This window comes from Nesterenkonia sphaerica, assembly GCF_005771565.1.
Classification (GTDB): Bacteria; Actinomycetota; Actinomycetes; order Actinomycetales; family Micrococcaceae; genus Nesterenkonia; species Nesterenkonia sphaerica.
Genome location: NZ_VAWA01000027.1, coordinates 1 through 17,130, shown reverse-complemented (window position 1 = coordinate 17,130; position 17,130 = coordinate 1). Strand labels below are relative to the sequence as shown.

Genomic DNA, 17,130 nt, shown 5'->3' with positions numbered 1-17,130 from the left:
CAACTAACCAACACAGGTCCATGTTTCATTTGATTTGACACGCTCCGGAGCCCCACCCGGTGGACGGGCGCATCTGAAACAACCCCAGGCTGTCGTGATCAGAGCCATCACCGTCACTGTCGTAGTCGGCAGAGTCCGGGTAGGCGCTGGTGTTGGAGAGCTGACGTAGGGTGGATTCAGTCAGCGCGGCCATCAGCGCGATCACCAGCCCATCCCGACTCACCCCCTCGATGCTGGACCCTGTTTCGATGATCGTGGCAGCATGCCCCAGCTGCTCCTGGTTCAGGGTGAAGGTCTCCCCGTTGGCGGTGGTGACCTCCAACTCGTCGGGAACTTCCCCGACTGTTAGGTGCGGGCTGGCTCCGGGCACAATGCAGGAGGCTCCGGCACCTGGGCTCATCAACGCGCCGACCGAGACCAGGGCGACCGAGGGGCCAAGCATGGCCAGTAGGACCAGGATGATGGCTGCTTTCTTCAACACCGGTCAGGCACCTCCCTTTCAGGCCAGTCAGCTCAGGGCCGGTTAGGTGAGGGGGTTGTCGAGTTCGGAGAGCCGCAGCAGGTGGCAGGTCTCATAGGCAGGGGCACAGACGATGAACACCGTGAAGGAGACCTCGTGCTCACTGGTGACCGGTTCGTTGTTCCAGGTGCCGTCCCGGTGGCGGGTGCCGGTGATCGTGTAGGCCACCGTGCCTTCGGTGATCTGCCCGGGCGGGGCCTGGGCCAGAGCGTCCTCCCACGCCTGCGGGACATAGGCCTCATCGATGCTCAGGTGCTGGGATGTGGAGTGTTGGCGCAGTTGAGTCCATGCCTCACGAGTGGGCAGATAGGCAGCCACGTCGTTGGCCAGGCCGGCCTGTTCGGCCCCGGTGGGGTCACCGACATCCAGCAGTGCGGAGGTGTAGTCCAAGGGCATCAGCCCCGAGGCGGTGCCCCACTCAAACAGGGCAGTAGCGATGTTGCGCGCGAACGTCTCAGGATCGGCGGATCGTTCCACCGGTGGCACCACTGGCTGTCGCACATCAGAGTCCGGCTGTTCGGTGGGTTCCCCGGGTGCTGTGGGCGTGGGGTCTGTGGTCTGCGCAGTCGTCGGCGCAGGCGACTCTGGCTGGCGGGGCCCGGCGGCCAGCCCATAGATACCTACCGCGACTAGTAGAAGCAGAGCGACACCGGCGGTGAGTCCGGCCAGCAGTTTGGGCCGGGAGAACACAGTGGAGAACTCAGGGAGCTTCATACCCACCAGGTGCACACCCCACCCCAAAAGGTGTTCAACGCCGCCACTGGATAGGTAGGCGACAGAGGGGTGGTGGGGTGTTAGAGGGCGCGCAGATGCCCACGCACCGGAACAGTCCCACCGGTGCCGGTGTCGTCAGTTCGGGCTTCGCGTGCGGCCTGGAGTCGCTCGGCGAACGCGAGTGTGCCTTCCACGGTGGCCTGGAAGCTGCGGTACTGCTCATCAGTCAGCTCGGCGGCGAGCTGGTCGGGGTCGTAGTGGGTCCACCAGTCGGCCAGTTCACCCCAGGTCGCCCAAAACGCCCGGGTCGGATACCGCCGCGGCACCTCATCCGTTGCCGACCCTGTTGCCTGCGCTGCGGTCGTGGTGGTGCGTTTCTTGGTGGAGGCTTTGGCCTTGGCCACAGCCTCATCGGCCAGACGATGCAGCTGCTCCACGCGCTGTTGCTGGGCGGCTTCAGCTGCTTCGCGCAGTTGCCGGTAGGCCGGGTCCACCGGAGCACCAGCATCAATCCGGGAGAGTTCCTGCTCTGCCTGGGTGCGCAGCTCGTCGGGGACGGTCGGGTCGCTGGTCAGGTGTTGGAGGTAGCTGATCTTCTCCAGAGTCTTATAGGAGGCACTTCCCGGGATCATCGCCGCAGCCTGCTCCCGAGTCTTCCCGTTGCTGCCTGCTGGTGGTGGAAAGTTTCCACCACCATGCTCCCCAGGCTCATGCCCGTCGTGGAACTGGGTCGAGGCCTTCCGCCGTTCGGCATCCTCCGCCAGCAGCTGTTTCAGCTCCCGGTAGAGGGCGGCGGCTTCCTGCTGGGTCAGCGGTTTGTGCAGGGTGTTCTCGTCCTGCTCTGCCAACAGATGCCCCAGCTTGTCGGAGATACCGGAGCGAACCCACACGTTGGTCTTGCGCCAACCGAGCTGTTTGATCGCAGCCAACCTGCGCGCACCACACACCAGCAGTCCTTCAGGGGTGATGGTGATCGGCTGGAGCAGTCCTTCTCTGGCGATGGAGGCGGCCAGTTCGTCGATGTCCCCGAAGTCGGTGCGGTGCCGGGGACCGACCGTGATGGCTTCTACTGCGCGGTCGAGTTCGATGAACCCGGTCTGCTCACTCATCACTGACCCCCACCAGTACGGGACTGTCCGGGGGCTGTGAAGGCGATCAGCACCACGAGGTCTTCATCGCGCAGCAGCATCGGCAGGCTCTCACCGATCAGCAGCCGCAGCAGCACACCCCGACCAGCGTTGGTGGCCGCGTAAGCGGCATCGGGGTGGCCCAGCAGGGCTTTGAGCATCGCCGCCCAAGACTCACCGGGGATGTCCAGCAGGGCGCGGGCATGCTTATCCCGCCGCAACGCCTCGTAGGCCGCCTGCCTGCTGGAGGCCCGAGTCAATGCCGAGCAGATGTGTTCGATCCCGGCCCGGGCGGTACGCGGATGCCAATCCAACAAGGTGAACAACTCGATGGCGTCTTCCACAGCGGTACGTGCTGCGGTCACCACCGACCCAGCCGCCGCATCCTCGGTGTTGTCGGTGTCTTCGGGGTGGTGGTCGGTGGTGTGGAAGGCCGGGTGGTAATCGCTCAGGGGTGTTTCGCGGTCGCTGAACCGCTCCGGGTCATGGAAGACGGAGATATGCGGTCGGCGGGCCTGGTGGACCGAGCAGAGCAGGCCTTGGGCGCGTTCCTCGGCGATGCAGGTGATCCGTACCGCGTGAGTGACCACCGCCCACGGATCGGCTGCTTCCCGTGTGGAGCGGCTGCGCATCACATCAAACGCCGCAGAAGCCGCCTCCCACGGGTCGAGACCGTGTTTGCGGGCCAGGGCGGCGTACTTCTCCGCGGTGAACACCATCAGTTCAGCGGCCTCGGCATCGTTCTCCCACGCCCCGGGACCTGCCTGATGCAACCGGTGGAGTAGGACTCGCAGCCCCGCACTGGAGCGAAACGATGGCTTGCTTTGCCCGTCACGGGTGTTGTCGGTCGCCTGTGGGTTGGAGTTGTTGGTGGTGTGCATTGTTGTACCTCCTGACCACCAGGTGCACACCCCACCCCCAAGCCCTTTCCGGCCCGGCCTCTGGCCGGTCCGGTGGGGCAACCTCGTTGTTGCTGTGCTCATCGGTCATCACCACCAACAGAACCCCGACACAGCGGTCAGCTGTGTCCCACCGCATCCCGGGAGACCTGATGGGGCTGACGCCCACGACCGAACGCCGACACCGGGGGAAGATGCGTGACCCGGCTGCCCAACCGGCGAGCCGGAGCCACCAGAGGGCCACGGACCCGCCGAGCCAAGGCCGCTTCGAAATCAATCCCGCGACCGGCGACCACAGCAGAGTGCCGGGCCATCAGATCGGTGGGCCGCACCCACTCCACCCCACGAGCCGGACGGGCTCCAGCGGGACCGAGGTTCTGTCGGCGGCGAATGTGATCGGCCTCGACCGCATCCGGCACACCACCACCCGGCCCAGCCGGAGCCTCTGGACCGTTAGGGGCCGAGATCTCCGCTGCTCTCTCCACCGAGGGCACCTCCGGGCCTTGCGGAGCTGGCCCGGATTCCCGGTGGGGCTGCGACTGCCCACGCGCGTCTCCGGGGTCGGGATGATGGGTGTGAGGGTTGATGGTGTTCATGACAGTTCTCCCTGTTCGTTGTTCCCACCCACAGCGGCTCTGCCGTTGCTGCCGTGGGTGGATGGTTCATCTGTAAGGTGCCCGGCTGCTGCCCAGCGGCCCACCGTCGAACGGTGAACCCCGAGTTGCTTGGCAATCTGCTTGTTCGACCACCCCTGCTCGCGCAGAATCCGCGCCCGAGCACGCCGACCCACCGACACCTCCTCGCCTGGAGCCTCAGCGGTGACGGAAACAGCTTCAGTGCTTACCCCGTCCAAGACCGGCCCCGGAGAGGATCGGGCGTCGTCGTCCTCGATCGTGGGGCCGGGTGCAGGAGTGCGGAACTGTTCGGCGTGGGCTTGGTCGCTGTGAGATTCGCCCGTCTGAGAGTGGGTGGTGCGGGTCAGGATCACTGTCAGGTGAGTGACCGCCAGCAGCACCACCGGCGGGACCGCCGCCACGGAGGCAGCCAGCACACCAGGCACATCCGCATCAGCGGCCACCACCGCGTGCAGACTGTTCGCTGTCACTGAGACCAGGGCTCCGCCGGCCAGCAGCGCCCACGGATACCATGCCGCCCGTTGACCTGCCAGAGCGACGGCGGAGACGGTGGCGACCACAATGATCCCGTCCACGATCAGTGGCCACACCCATGCCTGACCCGCCTCGATACCAGAACGGGCCGCCAGATCGGCCAGGGCGTTGAAGCTCAACCAGAACGCGCCACCGGCGATGAACACCGTGCCAGCCACCGCGGTGCGCAGCGCCCACCGGTGCCCCACACCAGAAACCTGCCCGCCAGTGCTCATTCGAGGCTCCGACCCTGCACTGACCGCCCAGCAGAGGGCTGCCGGTCGCGGCGAGCAAATGGCTCCGGTCCCACCGAGGGTGCAGCTTCACGCCCAGGGGTGTTCTCGGTGCCGGTGGTGCGGTAGGCCGAGCGGATCGTCGCGGTGATTTCCCGCTTGCCCAAACCAGCATGTGAGGCCGCAGCAGACAGCACCTCAACCGCATCACCAGCAGGCACGTTGTTTTCTGCCAGGCGGCACGCTGCCCAGAACAGTCCCCGGTTGCGCTCACCCTCAGCGCGGGCAGCGACCCAGGAGGCCAACCGGGACACATCAGCCTCACGCCGAAGCCCAGGCGAGGTGGCCTGGGCCGGTGGTGTTGGGCGTGGGTCCAGGAACTGACGCAACCCGGAGGCATCCACAGGCCGCGGCGGAGTCCCAGCGATCCGGGCCAGCCGGTAGGACGCCGCAGAATCCTCGTACTGGACTACTGAGGGTGGCACGATGATGTAGCCACCATCGCCACGGAAATCTATCCCCGCTGCCGTTGCCTGCCACGACCGCTGCTGCTCACCCGGGGCCACCGGGTAGTAGGCATGCATTCCACCCGAGGGGGTCGAGACCAACACATCCCACCCGGTCGTCAGCCCCGCACGATGAGCACGGCCAAACCACCGGTATCCGTCGGCCTCAGAGTGGACATCAACATCGACCACCACCAAGCCCGAGGCCTGCCCGGTGGGCACACCGATATTCGCCTCCGGCCACCGGCCCCACCACCGTTCAACCTGGCCTGGGTCAGTGCTGGCGTCGTAGAACCCATGCTCGGTCAACGGACGCTTCGCGCCGGGCACACACGGGAATACCGGCACCCCCGCAGCAGCTAGCCGGGAGGCCACCACCGGAAGCTCCGCCCCACGAGTGTCGATCAGAACCTGGGTGAAGGAAGCCAGCCCGGCCATCACAACCCCGACCTCTCCACACCACCAGAGGCCACCGGTTCACGCCGCGCCCCAGCCGGCTCCGGTATCGGTCGGACCGGCCCTGTTCTCTGCCTGTCCCTCGGTTCCGGGCTCTGGCGGACAGCACTACTACGCTGGGGCTGGTGACGCTCCAACCCGGGCGGGGTGCCATCCGTCACCTGCGGGGTATCCAACTGCTCCAGCACCGAGAGCGCGGTCTGGCGTACCCGTTCACCGGTGGCTTTGACCACCTCAGCAGGCTCCTGATCCTTCACCTGCGCTGCCCAGGTGGACACATACGGGATCGTGTAGTCGCTGGTGTCCATCCCATGAGCGGCACCGACCATCAGCGCCACCGATTCAGCCTCAACCTCCACCACACCACGGTGGCCACGGGCCTCCTGCTGGTTCGGCCTATGCATCAGCACATGACCCAACTCATGAGTCAGGGTCTTCACCTGCGCGGCAGGGTCCATATCCGAGCGCACCGCAACCTGCTTGGCCAAGTAGTCAGTGATCCCATTGGCACCACCCAACTCGGCGGCACCCCCAGCCCCAACAACGGTGAACCCCTGCTCGCGGATCAGCCGCGATAGCTCCGAGTGCAACCCAGCAGGGGCCTGGCCCTTCAACAGCTGCGGTGCCGGAGGCTCGGGCAGCGGCTCCCCAGCAGTCTGGGCGGCATCCCACACATAGGCAGGCTTAGCCCCCACCATCCGGGAACGCACCACCTCACCAGCACGGGGTTTCTCACCGCGATCCAACCGCCTCCACGACCCAGGATCAGCAGGATCACTTGTGGCAAACCGGGCGGTGACCGGGGCATAGATCATGTAGCCCGGCTGGCCCTTCTGCACCTGCCGGCCCAACTGCTGCCACTGCCTGTACCCAGCCACATACGACGACGCCGGTTCACCCACCAGACCCTTCTGATAGGCCTCTTGGTGCTGAGCGAAGATCAGCAGGGTGTTGTTGAACGACCGCGACCGGAACCTCGCCGCGAACGCCATCGCCTGCTGCCAGTCCTCACCCGAGACCAACTGCTCGACAGCACCGGTCAGTCGCCCGTGCAGCTCATCGAGCTTGGCTTCACGGTCGCTGCGTGAGGGTGTTGGTTTCTCCGACATGGCATCTGGCCTTCCTTGTGACCCAGCGGACCAACCGAGCCACAAGAAGCAGCTCGGTCAACCAGCAGGTGCGCCGGGAAGACCAGCGAGGCGATGACGGACATCGGAGACAACATGTACGGCGGTGACCATCAGGGACACAGGAGGTGAACCCGACAAGTCCTCCCCGGCATATCAGCCTGAGCATCATCGACACAGACCATGACTGGGCAGCGTGATAAGAAGTGGAGCATCCATGAGAAGAAGTGCACCATCCACACCGGAGTCACCTCATCCAGGTCAGTTCCCGGTACCTGGACGGAGTCGCCCCCAGATGCTGGCGGAAGAACCGGGCCGCGTGGCCTCGGGTGTTCCACCCTACTTTCCGCATCGCCACCTCAATGGGCAGGTCGGTCTCCCGCAGCAGTCGGGCAAGTTCCTCAGCCCGCAACATCGTCAAATAGGTCTGTGGTGTCTTGCCATAGGCGTCTATGAACACCCGGTGGAACTGCGGCACCGATAAATGGGCGGCCTCAGCCAGCTCGTCCAAGCCCCATCGGTGAGTGAGGTCTGAGCGCAACATCTCGGCTGCTCGGCGGGCTTCCGGGCGCAGAGGCCGGGGAGCGCGACGGCGAGGTGGGGTGGGCTTGGCCGCCTCGCGTTGAGTGGCACTGCGACGGATAGACGAGACTTCGATGTCAGGCAGCACGACCTGGAGCACAGATAGCAGCGCCCGTTCCACTTCGAAGAACACCGTGGCCGTATTTTCGAAGTTACTCAGGTCAGTCAGTTCATCTAGCCACGGAAGAACTCTGCCGAAAGCCTCGTCGCTAAGACGCAGCAGCTGAGCGGGCTCTACATAGGGCTGATCCAATAGCTCACAGGCTTCCAATCGATCTGCCAGCACAGCCGATTGCTGCCAAAACACCTTGTCAACTAGATACTCAAAGTCCAGAAAGACCGTTGTAGTCGTTACCGGTTCTTCCGGGTGGCACCCTGAGAGCACATTGGCCGCCAGTAGCAGCACATCACCGGGACGAGCGGGTCGTTCACCGAACTCGCTGTAGACAACAGCTGTGCCAGATCGGAGGAACACAAGCCGCACCCAGTCATAAGCCGATGGGGCGACCTGTTGTACATGTGTTGAAGTCTCCGCGACGATAGGGCGAAAGATGAATGGAGACGCCCTCACTCCATCCATCGTTCATCCCAGGTTTCAGGACTTCACGAGGCGAGCGATCGCCGCAGAGGCTTCGTTGATCTTCTCGTCAGCGGTTGCGCCTCCGGCTTGCGCGGCATGAGCCACGCAGTGCTTGAGGTGGTCATCCAATAGCCCTAGCGCCACGTTCTCCAGGGCGGAAGTCAACGCGCTGATTTGGGTGAGGATGTCGATGCAGTAGGTATCTTCTTCGACCATGCGGTGGATACCTCGCGCTTGGCCTTCAATGCGTTTCAGCCGTGCGAGGTAGCGGTCTTTGTCACTGATATAGCCGTGTTGGACAGGTGTTTCGGTAGACATGAGGGGATTCCTAAGTGGTGAGGTTTCGGGTGGAAACTTCTGGCCGCAGGTCCAGGCGGCGCAGCAGTTGAGCATTGAGCGCGACGACGACAGTGGAGGCTGACATCAGGATCGCGCCGATGCTCATAGGCAGGACAAATCCGATAGGGGCGAGGATTCCTGCGGCCAGGGGCACGGAGACGAGGTTGTAGCCGGCTGCCCACCAGAGGTTCTGTTTCATCTTCCGGTAGCTGGAGCGAGACAGGTCGATCACCGAGAGCACGGAGCGTGGGTCGGAGCTGGCCAGAATCACCCCGGCAGAGCCGATGGCCACATCAGTCCCGGCCCCGATGGCAATACCGACATCGGCTTGGGCCAGGGCTGGGGCGTCGTTGACGCCGTCGCCGACCATGGCCACCTTCTGCCCCTCTTGTTGGAGTTCCTTGACCTTGGCAGCCTTGTCTTCGGGGCGGACCCCGGCGAATACCCGGTCGATGCCCAGTTCCGCGGCAACGGTCTCGGCAACTGCTTGGGCGTCCCCGGTGATCATGACCACCTGGGCACCCACGGCGTGGAGAGCTTCGACCGTGGCGTGGGATTCAGGACGTATCTCATCGGCCAGGCGCAGGGCACCGACGACCTCCCCATCGACCAGGACGTGAAGGATGATCGCGCCTTCGTTCCTCCATTGCTCTGCGATGGACAGCTCATCTTGGTGCTGCTCGCGGAGCATGTAGGGGCCACCGACCTGAATCACCGTGCCATTGACTGTGGCGCGAACCCCTACAGCTGGTGAGGATGAGAAGTCCTTGGCCGCGGGGACCTCCAAGTTGCGGTGGGATGCTGCGCCGATGATGGCCCGGGCCAGCGGGTGCTCACTGTCGGTTTCGGCCGCTGCGGCCAGAGCCAGGACCTCGTCGCCGGTATACCCCTGAGTGGGCTCGACCCCGGTGACGGTGGGTTCTCCCTTGGTCAGTGTGCCGGTCTTGTCGAAGAGCACTGCGTCTACGGTGCGCATCGATTCCAGGGCTAGGCGGTCCTTGATAAGCACGCCCCCGCGTGCGGCGCGTTCGGTGGCGATGGAGACCACCAGCGGGATCGCCAGACCCAGGGCGTGCGGGCAGGCGATCACCAGCACGGTGATGGTCCGCACCACAGCAGCATCCGGCATTCCCAGCACGGCCCAGGCCGCCGCAGTGATCAGTGCGGCGACCAGGGCGAACCAGAACAGCCACCCGGCTGCTGTATCAGCGATCCGCTGAGCCCGCGAGGACGAGGCCTGGGCATCAGCGACCAGACGTTGAATACCAGCCAAGGCGGTATCGTCTCCGGTGGCGGTAATCCGTACCCGGATACCAGAGTCAGTGGCCACTGTTCCGGCCACGACGTGATCGCCTTCGTCACGACGGACAGGCTTGGACTCCCCGGTGACCATCGACTCATCCATACTCGCCGAGCCCTCAATCACCTGCCCATCAGCAGGTACAGAGGCACCGGGGCGAACGATCACCACATCATCGAGGGCCAGCTGCGCCGGGGAGACCTTCTCCACCCCGTGGTCGGTGACTTTCTCCGCTTCATCCGGCAGCAGCGCGGCCAGCGAATCCAGAGCTGAACTGGTCCGGGCCAAGGATCGCATCTCGATCCAGTGACCCAGCAGCATGATCACCACCAGTAGGGCCAGCTCCCACCAGAAGTTCAGCTCGTGATCCAGCAGGTGCAGACTGGCACCCCAGGAAGCGATGAAAGCCACTGTGATGGCCAGCCCAATCAGAAGCATCATCCCCGGCTTGCCTGAGCGGATCTCTGAGACCGCCCCGGTGAGGAATGGCCAGCCGCCCCAGGCATAGATCACTGTGCCCAGGATCGGGGAGACCCACCAGACCCAGTCGGCTTCTGGTAGGTGGTAGCCGACCAGGTGGGCGAACATCTCGTTGAGCCCCACCACCGGCACCGCCAACACCAGCATGATCCAGAACAGCCGGCGGAACTGCCCGACGTGATCACCATGGCCCCCGTGTCCGCTGTGGCCATGTCCGGCATGCGTGGAGTGATCATGCTGATGCTGGTCGTGGACGTGGGCCGCGTGCCCCTGGGTGGCCTCTGCTGTGGAATGCATCGCATGCCCATGGTGAGACTCAGGGTGGTCTTGGCCTGAGTGGTGATGGTGCCTGTGATGGTGGTCAGTCATAGGGGTCCTATATGTTCTCCAGCAGGTCTTCCATCTGTTCGATCTCAGCCTGCTGGACGCTGATGATCTCTTCTGACAGTTCCAGGGCCTCGGGGTTCTCCCCGTCGGCCAGGTGGTCCTCAGCCATCGAGACTGCACCTTCGTGATGGACGATCATCTGCTCTAAGAACAGGCGCGCAGCCTCATCGCCTTGAGCAGCTTCAAGGTCGGCGATGTCGTCGTCGCTCATCATTCCTTCGTGCTCGTTCCCGTGGTCGCTATGGCCACCGTGATCGTCTTCGGGATCATGGCCCCAGTCCTGCAACCAGGCGACCATCTGGTCAATCTCGGGCTGCTGAGCGTCCCGAATCTCCTCAGCCAGAGAGACAACATCGGTGTCCACATCGTCCTTGGCCAACAGGATGTCCGACATCTCAACGGCCTGTTCGTGGTGGACGATCATGCCTGAGACGTATTCGACATCTGCATCGTTAAACTCACCGGAGACTTCTTCGGCGGAATGCTCACCATGGTCGGACTCATCAGTTTCCTGCTGGTCATTCTGACCACAGGCGGCCAACACGGTGGCTAAAGTGAGGGCGGTGACGACGGTGGCAGGATGACGGAATCTCATCGAGCTGGTCCTTCCTGTTGATTCGTTTCCGATGGCATGAGGTGCTCGTTGCTCAGCCGGAATGTGCGTATTCCTCGGGGGAAGCATCGAAGAGCGGTCCACAGCCTTCGCAGCACAGCCAATACCGCTTGCCCTGGTATTCCCGGTACAGTCCCGCTTGTTCTGCCTCAGCTTTGATCACTAGGGTTCCTTCCATCACCGGGCATTCGGCGACTTTTTCGGAGGATGCTGCGGCCAGCTTCTCCGGGGACGGTGCGTGACTATGGTCGTGGTGGTTCTCGGAGGCGTGGGAGTGTGCACCGCAGTGATGAGTGGTCATGGTCTGGTCCTTTCAGTGATGGTGTTCAGACCGTGATGGTCTGAGTGTTGATTTCTGTGACGGGGGTACCTGTGGCGGCACGGTCGGCTTGGGCCTTGAACCGGCGCAGCCGCAGGCTGTTGGTCACCACGCACACACTGGAGAAGGCCATAGCCGCCCCGGCCAGCATGGGATTGAGCAGACCGAAGGCCGCCAGCGGAATGGCAGAGGTGTTGTAGGCGAAAGCCCAGAACAAGTTGGTCTTTATCACACCGAGGGTCTTCCGGGAGAGCCGGATCGCATCAGCAGCAGCCCGCAGGTCCCCACGCACCAGGGTGATGTCGGCAGCCTCGATGGCCACGTCGGTCCCCGTGCCCATGGCCAGTCCGAGGTCGGCTTGGGCCAGGGCAGGGGCATCGTTGACACCATCGCCGACCATCGCCACCGTCTTACCCTGCTGTTGCAGGCCTGCCACGACATCGACCTTCTGCTGGGGCAGGACTTCAGCGATCACCTCATCGATGCCGACTTCGGCGGCGACCTGCTCAGCCACGCGTTGGTTATCCCCAGTCAGCAGCACCGGGGTCAGACCGAGCTGTTTGAAGTGGCCGATGGCTTCGGCGCTGGTGGGCTTGATCTGATCAGCCACCACCAGCAGGCCCCGGGCCTGACCGTCCCAGCCGACGGCGACCACGGTCTTACCCTGGGACTCCGCATGCTGCTTGGCCGCTGCTAACTGCTCATCGAGGTGCTGGCCCCAATCGGCCAGCAGGGACTCACGTCCCACCAGCACGGCGTGGCCCTCCACGATGCCTTGGACACCGCGACCTTCGATGTTCTCGAAGGACTCCACCTCCGGCAGACTTCCCGTCGCGGTGACTGCTCCTGTGGCGATGGCCTGGGCGATAGGGTGCTCGGAGGCGTCCTCGACTGCCCCGGCCAGCCGCAGCAGCTCATCCCGCTCGGTGCCCTCGGCGGGGAGGGCGTCTTCCAGGGTCATTTTTCCGGTGGTGACAGTGCCGGTCTTATCCAGCACCACGGTGTTGGTCCTGCGGGTGGACTCCAACACCTCCGGTCCTTTGATGAGAATCCCCAGCTGAGCACCCCGGCCTGTGCCGACAAGCAATGCGGTGGGGGTGGCCAGCCCCAGGGCGCAGGGGCAGGCGATGATCAGCACCGCCACCGCAGCGGTGAACCCTGCCGAGGCAGGGAAGCCAGCACCTAGCCAGGCCCCCAAGGCGGCGACGGCGATGGCGATAGCCACCGGCACGAACACCCCGGAGACCCTGTCGGCCAGGCGCTGAATCTCTGCCTTGCCGGATTGGGCGTCCTCGACCAGCTGGGCCATCTGCGCCAACTGGGTATCCGAGCCCACCCGGGTTGCCCGGACGATCAGGCGGCCTCCGGCGTTCACGGTGGCCCCAGTCACCGCATCGCCTTCGGTGACTTCCACCGGAACCGATTCACCGGTGAGCATGGAGGCATCCACCGCGCTGGTCCCGGAGACCACTACACCGTCGGTGGCGATCTTCTCCCCGGGCCGGACCACGAACTCATCGCCCACTGCCAACTCATCGACGCTGATCCGCTGCTCTGTACCGTCGCGGAGCACGGCCACCTCCTTGGCCCCCAGCTCCAGCAGAGCGCGCAGGGCGGCACCGGCCCGGCGCTTGGAACGTTTCTCGAAATACCGGCCCAGCAGCACGAAGGTGATCACCCCGGCGGCGACCTCCAGGTAGATATGCCCTAGGCCGTCACTGCGGGAGATGGTCAGCTCAAACGGATGCACCACTCCGGGTTGGCCGGCAGTGCCGAAGAACAGGGCCACCACCGACCAGATCAGTGCCGCGGTGGTGCCCACTGAGATCAGGGTGTCCATCGTGGCTGCCCCGTGGCGCAGATTCATCATCGCAGCCCGGTGGAAGGGCCAACCGGCCCACACCACTACTGGGGCGGCCAGGACCAGGGATGCGAAGCCCCAGTAGTCGAACTGCAAGACCGGGATCATCGCCATGGCGATCACCGGCGCCGAAAGGACTGCGGCACCGATCAGCCGCTGCCGCAGCACCACCAGCTCTTGGTCCTCAACCGAACCGTCCTCGTCACCCGAGCTGGTCTTATCTTCGGAGGCAGCGGGTAGTGCGGCGGTGTAGCCGGTCTTTTCGACCTCGGTGATCAGCACCTGGGGTTCCAGGCCACCATTGGAGGTGATGCGGGCCTTTTCGGTGGCGTAGTTGACGCTGGCCTCCACGCCGTCGAGTTTGTTGAGCTTCTTCTCAATGCGCATCGCGCAGGAGGCACAGGTCATCCCGCCGATCTGTAACTCGATGTTGGCCGAGTTGGTTGTTTCAGCGGTCATGGCCATCCTCCCCGTGATGCTCGCTCTGCGAGGTGTCGTCCACCCAGTTCTGCACGGTCTCGTCGGGAACGACTGCTCCGGCGGTGAAGAACGCTGTGATGAACACAGCGGCCAGTCCTGTGCCGTACAGGCTCAGTCGTGCAGGCGCGTTCATGGTCAGTCCCTGGCCGCGGTGTAGCCGGCCTCGTCAACAGCAGCGATCACCTCGGCGTCGTTGATTGAGTTCTCTGCGGTGACCGTCAGCGTTCCTGTCTTCGCGCTGACATCAACCTCGGTGACTCCGGGTACTTGTGAGACCTCGGTCCGAACGGAGCTTTCGCAGTGCCCGCAGGTCATCCCGGTCACGGTGTAAGTGGTGGTCGTATTCATTGTTCCTCTCCTTCCGATACCCCCTAGGGGTATCTCTACTTATACCCGGTACGGGTATCTGATGTAAAGGCGTTAGTCCTGGTTGGCCCCGTGATCAGGCTGGGGCGGGACGGCGGGGTGGGATCGCTGCAAGTGTGATGACTGCCGCGATGAGGGCTGCGGCTGCGGCAAAGCCAAAGGCCTGCTGGAATCCGGTGTCGCCGCCGCCGGCAACGAGGCTCAGGGCTGCAATGCCGGATACAGTGGCCACCCCGATGGAGGCTCCGAACTCGTGAAAGGTGCTCAGCAGTCCCGAGGCGATGCCGGCTTCTTCCGGTCCGATCTGTCCCAACGCGGTGGCTGAGGCGACAACGAACAGCGCGCCGATCCCGAAGGCTCCAAAGCTGACCCCGAGGGTCGTAGTCAGGGTGGTGGCCCACAGGGCGGGTACCACCAGTCCGAGAGCTGCCACGGCCATGCCGACTGCTCCCAGGGTGCGGGCACCTATACGTGCGATAAGGCGACCACCAAGGTTGGCTCCAGTCATCGTGGCTACCGCGATCGGCAGGAACAGCAGGCCCGTGATCAGTGGACCGTGTCCCGCGTACTGCTGGAAGTAGAACGTGCCGAGGAAGAAGACTGCCACCATCAGGGCTGTCGCGATCAGAATCACGAACACCCCTGCTGAGACTGGGCGGCGAGTCAGCAGTCCGAGGTCCATCAGAGGGGACGCGGCTGTCTTCTGTCGCCACCCGAACAGCAGATAGAGCACTACTGCGGCTGCCAGCCCGATAAGGCTCTGCATGTTGGTCCACCCAACCTCACCAGCGATGGTCAGTGCATAGATTGCCGATCCTGTCGCGGCGGTGACGAGCAAGGCCCCCAAGACATCCAGAGCCGGTCGCGGGCCGGAGGTCCGAGGCAGCGGCGGCAACACGCGGAGCAACCCGATGAGAATGATTAGCCCAACCGGGATGTTGATGAAGAACACCCATGGCCATCCGGGTCCGGCTGTAATGAGCCCGCCCAACAGGACGCCCACAGCAGCCCCGCCGCCACCGAGGGCTGACCAGATGCCCAAAGCGCGGTTGCGCTCATCGCCGGTGAACAGCTTGACCACCACCGAGAGCGCGGCCGGGGATAGCAGTGCAGCGCCGAGACCTTGCCCAACTCTTCCGCTAAGCAGAACCTCCCCACTTTCAGCGAGGCCAGCCGCCAATGATCCGGCGGTGAACAGCGTGAGCCCCGTGTAGACGATGGGCTTGGAGCCAAAGAGGTCCGCGCTGCGCCCGCCCAGCAGCATCAGCCCGCCGAAGGTCAACGTATAGGCGGCCACCACCCAGGTGATCGCCTCCCGGGACAGGTTCAGATCAGCGGCCATCTGTGGCAGCGCAATCGCGACCACCGTGACATCGAGGATCAACATGAACTGAGCCGTGCCCAATAGCCCAAGCGCCAGCCAGCGCCGAGGGTGCACCCCCTCACGCGCCCCGTGATCAGCCTTCGTTGTGGACACCTTGCCTCCTAAGTCGTACATGAATGTTCGGGTTGAGACTGCTACTGTAACTCATACACGCCTGTACGGGAAGTGAGGGACGTGGCAACCACCAGCAGAAGCACCAAGAGAGCCGACGCCGCACGCAACATCGAACGAGCACTCGATGCGGCCATCACGTGCCTGTCACAGAGGCCCAACGCGACGATGGCCGAAATAGCCAAGGAAGCTGGCATCGGCAGAGTCACCCTCTATGCACACTTCGCATCACGTGCTGAACTGCTCGAAGCGGTGGTCACCCGCGTTATCGAGGCGGGTGAGCGGACCTTGTCCGGCATCGACCTCGATGGGGACCCCCGGGGGGCACTGACTCGACTGATCACCGGCAGCTGGCAACTAGTGGATCAAGCACGATCCATCATCGCTGCCGCAGAAGGGGAAATACCCCCCGAAAGAATGAGGGCGCTTCACGGGTCCCCCGCCGCACGAGTGGAAGCACTGATCGCGCGAGGGCGGCAAGAAGGCAGCATCCGGGCCGACATGCCTGCCACCTGGCAAGTGGCCGTCCTCCACCAGATTCTCCACGGAGCCGGAGCCGAAGTCGCAGCCGGACGACTCGAACCCAACGAGGCACCAGGCCTCATCATCACCACAGTCAACGCCATACTCGACCCTCACTGACCTCCGCTACAGCTACCACAGCTACCACGCCTCTTGCAGATCGAGGGCAAAGGTCCCGAATCAACTCAGAGCTGACTCGCCCAGGACGGTAGCTCGATGCCTACCTGACCACTGAGAGGTGGTGGTCCAGGTGACGGTGTCGATGCGGGTCATGTCCGCCGGCGACGGGTATAAGTACCTGCTGCGTACCGTCGCCGCTGGCGATGGCGATCGGTCGTTGTCCACGCCGTTGACCCGGTATTACACGGAGGAAGGCACTCCACCGGGGCGGTGGCTTGGTGCCGGCGTCCGTGGCCTGGGGGATGGGCGGATCGGTGTGGGTGATGAGGTCTCTGAGGCGCAGCTTCAGCTGTTAGTGGGGATGGGCCGTGACCCTGTCACAGGCAAGCCTTTGGGGAAGGCATATCCGCAATACAAGACCACCAACGAACGGATTGAATCTCGCATCGCTGGGCTGGAGCCGTCCTTGGGTCCGGCCGCTAAGGCCGAGGCGGTAGCTGGGATTGAGGCTGAGGAAGCCGCCCGCAGCCGCCGGCGTGCGGTGGCGGGGTTCGATTTCACGTTCTCGGTGCCGAAGTCTGCCTCGGTGTTGTGGGCGGTTGCTGATGCCGGGACCCAGGCGTTGATCGCACAAGCTCATCATGCAGCCGTTGCAGAGGTGGTTGCATTCATGGAGTCCGAGGTTGCAGCCACCCGCACGGGCGCAACCGCAGGGGATGGGGCGGTTGCACAGGTCGATGTCGCCGGACTGGTTGCCACTGCCTATGACCACTACGACTCCCGGGCCGGCGACCCCCACCTGCATACCCACGTGGTGGTCTCCAATAAGGTCCAGACGCTACTGGATGGGAAATGGCGCTCCCTCGACGGAAGACCCCTGCACGCCTCAGTGGTCGCGCTCTCGGAGATGCATGAGGCGATCTTCGGGGGGTGTCAATTAGTTTGTGTACCGGGTC

The 17,130-nt window shown here is 64.1% G+C and carries 18 protein-coding genes and 1 pseudogene; 2 read left to right on the top strand and 17 right to left on the bottom strand.

The genetic code is table 11. From position 1 onward, the window contains the following. Positions 1-40: 40 nt before the first annotated feature. The 17 genes and pseudogenes from FEF27_RS12400 to FEF27_RS12320 all read right to left on the bottom strand — a co-directional run. Positions 41-481: pseudogene (locus FEF27_RS12400) on the bottom strand (M23 family metallopeptidase); the annotation flags it as partial. Between the two features lie 42 nt (positions 482-523). Further along, positions 524-1,234 (bottom strand): hypothetical protein, encoded by a 711-nt coding sequence (locus tag FEF27_RS12395; protein ID WP_138171195.1) that lies wholly within the window; start codon positions 1,232-1,234, stop codon positions 524-526. Positions 1,235-1,314: 80 nt separating this feature from the next. Then, complete coding sequence (locus FEF27_RS12390; RefSeq protein ID WP_138171194.1) at positions 1,315-2,343, bottom strand: ParB N-terminal domain-containing protein; 1,029 nt, start codon at positions 2,341-2,343, stop codon at positions 1,315-1,317. Then, positions 2,343-3,242 carry a hypothetical protein gene (locus FEF27_RS12385; protein ID WP_138171193.1) on the bottom strand — a complete coding sequence of 300 codons (900 nt, stop codon included), beginning with the start codon at positions 3,240-3,242 and terminating at the stop codon, positions 2,343-2,345. Before FEF27_RS12385 ends, FEF27_RS12390 begins: the two co-directional genes overlap by 1 nt. A 137-nt stretch (positions 3,243-3,379) precedes the next feature. After that, positions 3,380-3,856 carry a hypothetical protein gene (locus FEF27_RS13510; protein WP_208009868.1) on the bottom strand — a complete coding sequence of 159 codons (477 nt, stop codon included), beginning with the start codon at positions 3,854-3,856 and terminating at the stop codon, positions 3,380-3,382. Then, positions 3,853-4,644 carry a DUF2637 domain-containing protein gene (locus tag FEF27_RS12375; RefSeq protein WP_208009866.1) on the bottom strand — a complete coding sequence of 264 codons (792 nt, stop codon included), beginning with the start codon at positions 4,642-4,644 and terminating at the stop codon, positions 3,853-3,855. Before FEF27_RS12375 ends, FEF27_RS13510 begins: the two co-directional genes overlap by 4 nt. After that, positions 4,641-5,585, bottom strand: a complete 945-nt coding sequence (locus FEF27_RS12370) for a bifunctional DNA primase/polymerase (protein WP_138171192.1) — start codon at positions 5,583-5,585, stop codon at positions 4,641-4,643. Before FEF27_RS12370 ends, FEF27_RS12375 begins: the two co-directional genes overlap by 4 nt. After that, positions 5,585-6,712 carry an ArdC-like ssDNA-binding domain-containing protein gene (locus tag FEF27_RS12365; RefSeq protein ID WP_243729235.1) on the bottom strand — a complete coding sequence of 376 codons (1,128 nt, stop codon included), beginning with the start codon at positions 6,710-6,712 and terminating at the stop codon, positions 5,585-5,587. Before FEF27_RS12365 ends, FEF27_RS12370 begins: the two co-directional genes overlap by 1 nt. Positions 6,713-6,977: 265 nt before the next feature. Further along, complete coding sequence (locus FEF27_RS12360; protein ID WP_341805723.1) at positions 6,978-7,787, bottom strand: helix-turn-helix transcriptional regulator; 810 nt, start codon at positions 7,785-7,787, stop codon at positions 6,978-6,980. Between the two features lie 120 nt (positions 7,788-7,907). Next, positions 7,908-8,210, bottom strand: coding sequence for a metal-sensitive transcriptional regulator (locus FEF27_RS12355; protein ID WP_138171190.1), 303 nt, complete (start codon positions 8,208-8,210; stop codon positions 7,908-7,910). 10 nt (positions 8,211-8,220) lie between these two features. Next, complete coding sequence (locus FEF27_RS12350) at positions 8,221-10,380, bottom strand: heavy metal translocating P-type ATPase (RefSeq protein WP_208009863.1); 2,160 nt, start codon at positions 10,378-10,380, stop codon at positions 8,221-8,223. A gap of 7 nt (positions 10,381-10,387) precedes the next feature. Beyond that, a complete protein-coding gene (locus FEF27_RS12345; protein WP_138171189.1) occupies positions 10,388-10,993 on the bottom strand; it encodes a DUF305 domain-containing protein in 606 nt (201 codons plus the stop codon). 52 nt (positions 10,994-11,045) lie between these two features. Continuing rightward, a complete protein-coding gene (locus FEF27_RS12340) occupies positions 11,046-11,312 on the bottom strand; it encodes a YHS domain-containing protein (protein WP_138171188.1) in 267 nt (88 codons plus the stop codon). A gap of 25 nt (positions 11,313-11,337) precedes the next feature. Further along, positions 11,338-13,650, bottom strand: coding sequence for a heavy metal translocating P-type ATPase (locus FEF27_RS12335; protein WP_138171187.1), 2,313 nt, complete (start codon positions 13,648-13,650; stop codon positions 11,338-11,340). Next, positions 13,640-13,804 (bottom strand): hypothetical protein, encoded by a 165-nt coding sequence (locus FEF27_RS13505; protein ID WP_208009859.1) that lies wholly within the window; start codon positions 13,802-13,804, stop codon positions 13,640-13,642. Before FEF27_RS13505 ends, FEF27_RS12335 begins: the two co-directional genes overlap by 11 nt. A 2-nt stretch (positions 13,805-13,806) precedes the next feature. Continuing rightward, positions 13,807-14,019 carry a heavy-metal-associated domain-containing protein gene (locus FEF27_RS12325; RefSeq protein WP_138171186.1) on the bottom strand — a complete coding sequence of 71 codons (213 nt, stop codon included), beginning with the start codon at positions 14,017-14,019 and terminating at the stop codon, positions 13,807-13,809. 94 nt (positions 14,020-14,113) lie between these two features. Continuing rightward, the gene (locus tag FEF27_RS12320; protein ID WP_138171185.1) at positions 14,114-15,514 is read right to left on the bottom strand and encodes an MFS transporter; all 1,401 of its coding nucleotides are present in this window, start codon (positions 15,512-15,514) and stop codon (positions 14,114-14,116) included. An 81-nt stretch (positions 15,515-15,595) separates the two neighbouring features. Between FEF27_RS12320 and FEF27_RS12315 the strand changes: the two genes are divergently transcribed. Next, positions 15,596-16,174, top strand: a complete 579-nt coding sequence (locus FEF27_RS12315) for a TetR/AcrR family transcriptional regulator (protein ID WP_138171184.1) — start codon at positions 15,596-15,598, stop codon at positions 16,172-16,174. A 142-nt stretch (positions 16,175-16,316) separates the two neighbouring features. Beyond that, the coding region (gene mobF / locus FEF27_RS12310) for a MobF family relaxase (protein WP_166430019.1) at positions 16,317-17,130 on the top strand (814 nt) is incomplete at its 3' end.

Excerpts from the sequence above, each read along its gene's own strand:
- FEF27_RS12395 (WP_138171195.1), bottom strand. The coding sequence starts at position 1,234 with ATGAAGCTCCCTGAGTTCTCCACTGTGTTCTCCCGGCCCAAACTGCTG.
- FEF27_RS12390 (WP_138171194.1), bottom strand. The coding sequence starts at position 2,343 with ATGAGTGAGCAGACCGGGTTCATCGAACTCGACCGCGCAGTAGAAGCC.
- FEF27_RS12385 (WP_138171193.1), bottom strand. The coding sequence starts at position 3,242 with ATGCACACCACCAACAACTCCAACCCACAGGCGACCGACAACACCCGT.
- FEF27_RS13510 (WP_208009868.1), bottom strand. The coding sequence starts at position 3,856 with ATGAACACCATCAACCCTCACACCCATCATCCCGACCCCGGAGACGCG.
- FEF27_RS12375 (WP_208009866.1), bottom strand. The coding sequence starts at position 4,644 with ATGAGCACTGGCGGGCAGGTTTCTGGTGTGGGGCACCGGTGGGCGCTG.
- FEF27_RS12370 (WP_138171192.1), bottom strand. The coding sequence starts at position 5,585 with ATGGCCGGGCTGGCTTCCTTCACCCAGGTTCTGATCGACACTCGTGGG.
- FEF27_RS12365 (WP_243729235.1), bottom strand. The coding sequence starts at position 6,712 with ATGTCGGAGAAACCAACACCCTCACGCAGCGACCGTGAAGCCAAGCTC.
- FEF27_RS12355 (WP_138171190.1), bottom strand. The coding sequence starts at position 8,210 with ATGTCTACCGAAACACCTGTCCAACACGGCTATATCAGTGACAAAGAC.
- FEF27_RS12350 (WP_208009863.1), bottom strand. The coding sequence starts at position 10,380 with ATGACTGACCACCATCACAGGCACCATCACCACTCAGGCCAAGACCAC.
- FEF27_RS12345 (WP_138171189.1), bottom strand. The coding sequence starts at position 10,993 with ATGAGATTCCGTCATCCTGCCACCGTCGTCACCGCCCTCACTTTAGCC.
- FEF27_RS12340 (WP_138171188.1), bottom strand. The coding sequence starts at position 11,312 with ATGACCACTCATCACTGCGGTGCACACTCCCACGCCTCCGAGAACCAC.
- FEF27_RS12335 (WP_138171187.1), bottom strand. The coding sequence starts at position 13,650 with ATGACCGCTGAAACAACCAACTCGGCCAACATCGAGTTACAGATCGGC.
- FEF27_RS13505 (WP_208009859.1), bottom strand. The coding sequence starts at position 13,804 with ATGAACGCGCCTGCACGACTGAGCCTGTACGGCACAGGACTGGCCGCT.
- FEF27_RS12325 (WP_138171186.1), bottom strand. The coding sequence starts at position 14,019 with ATGAATACGACCACCACTTACACCGTGACCGGGATGACCTGCGGGCAC.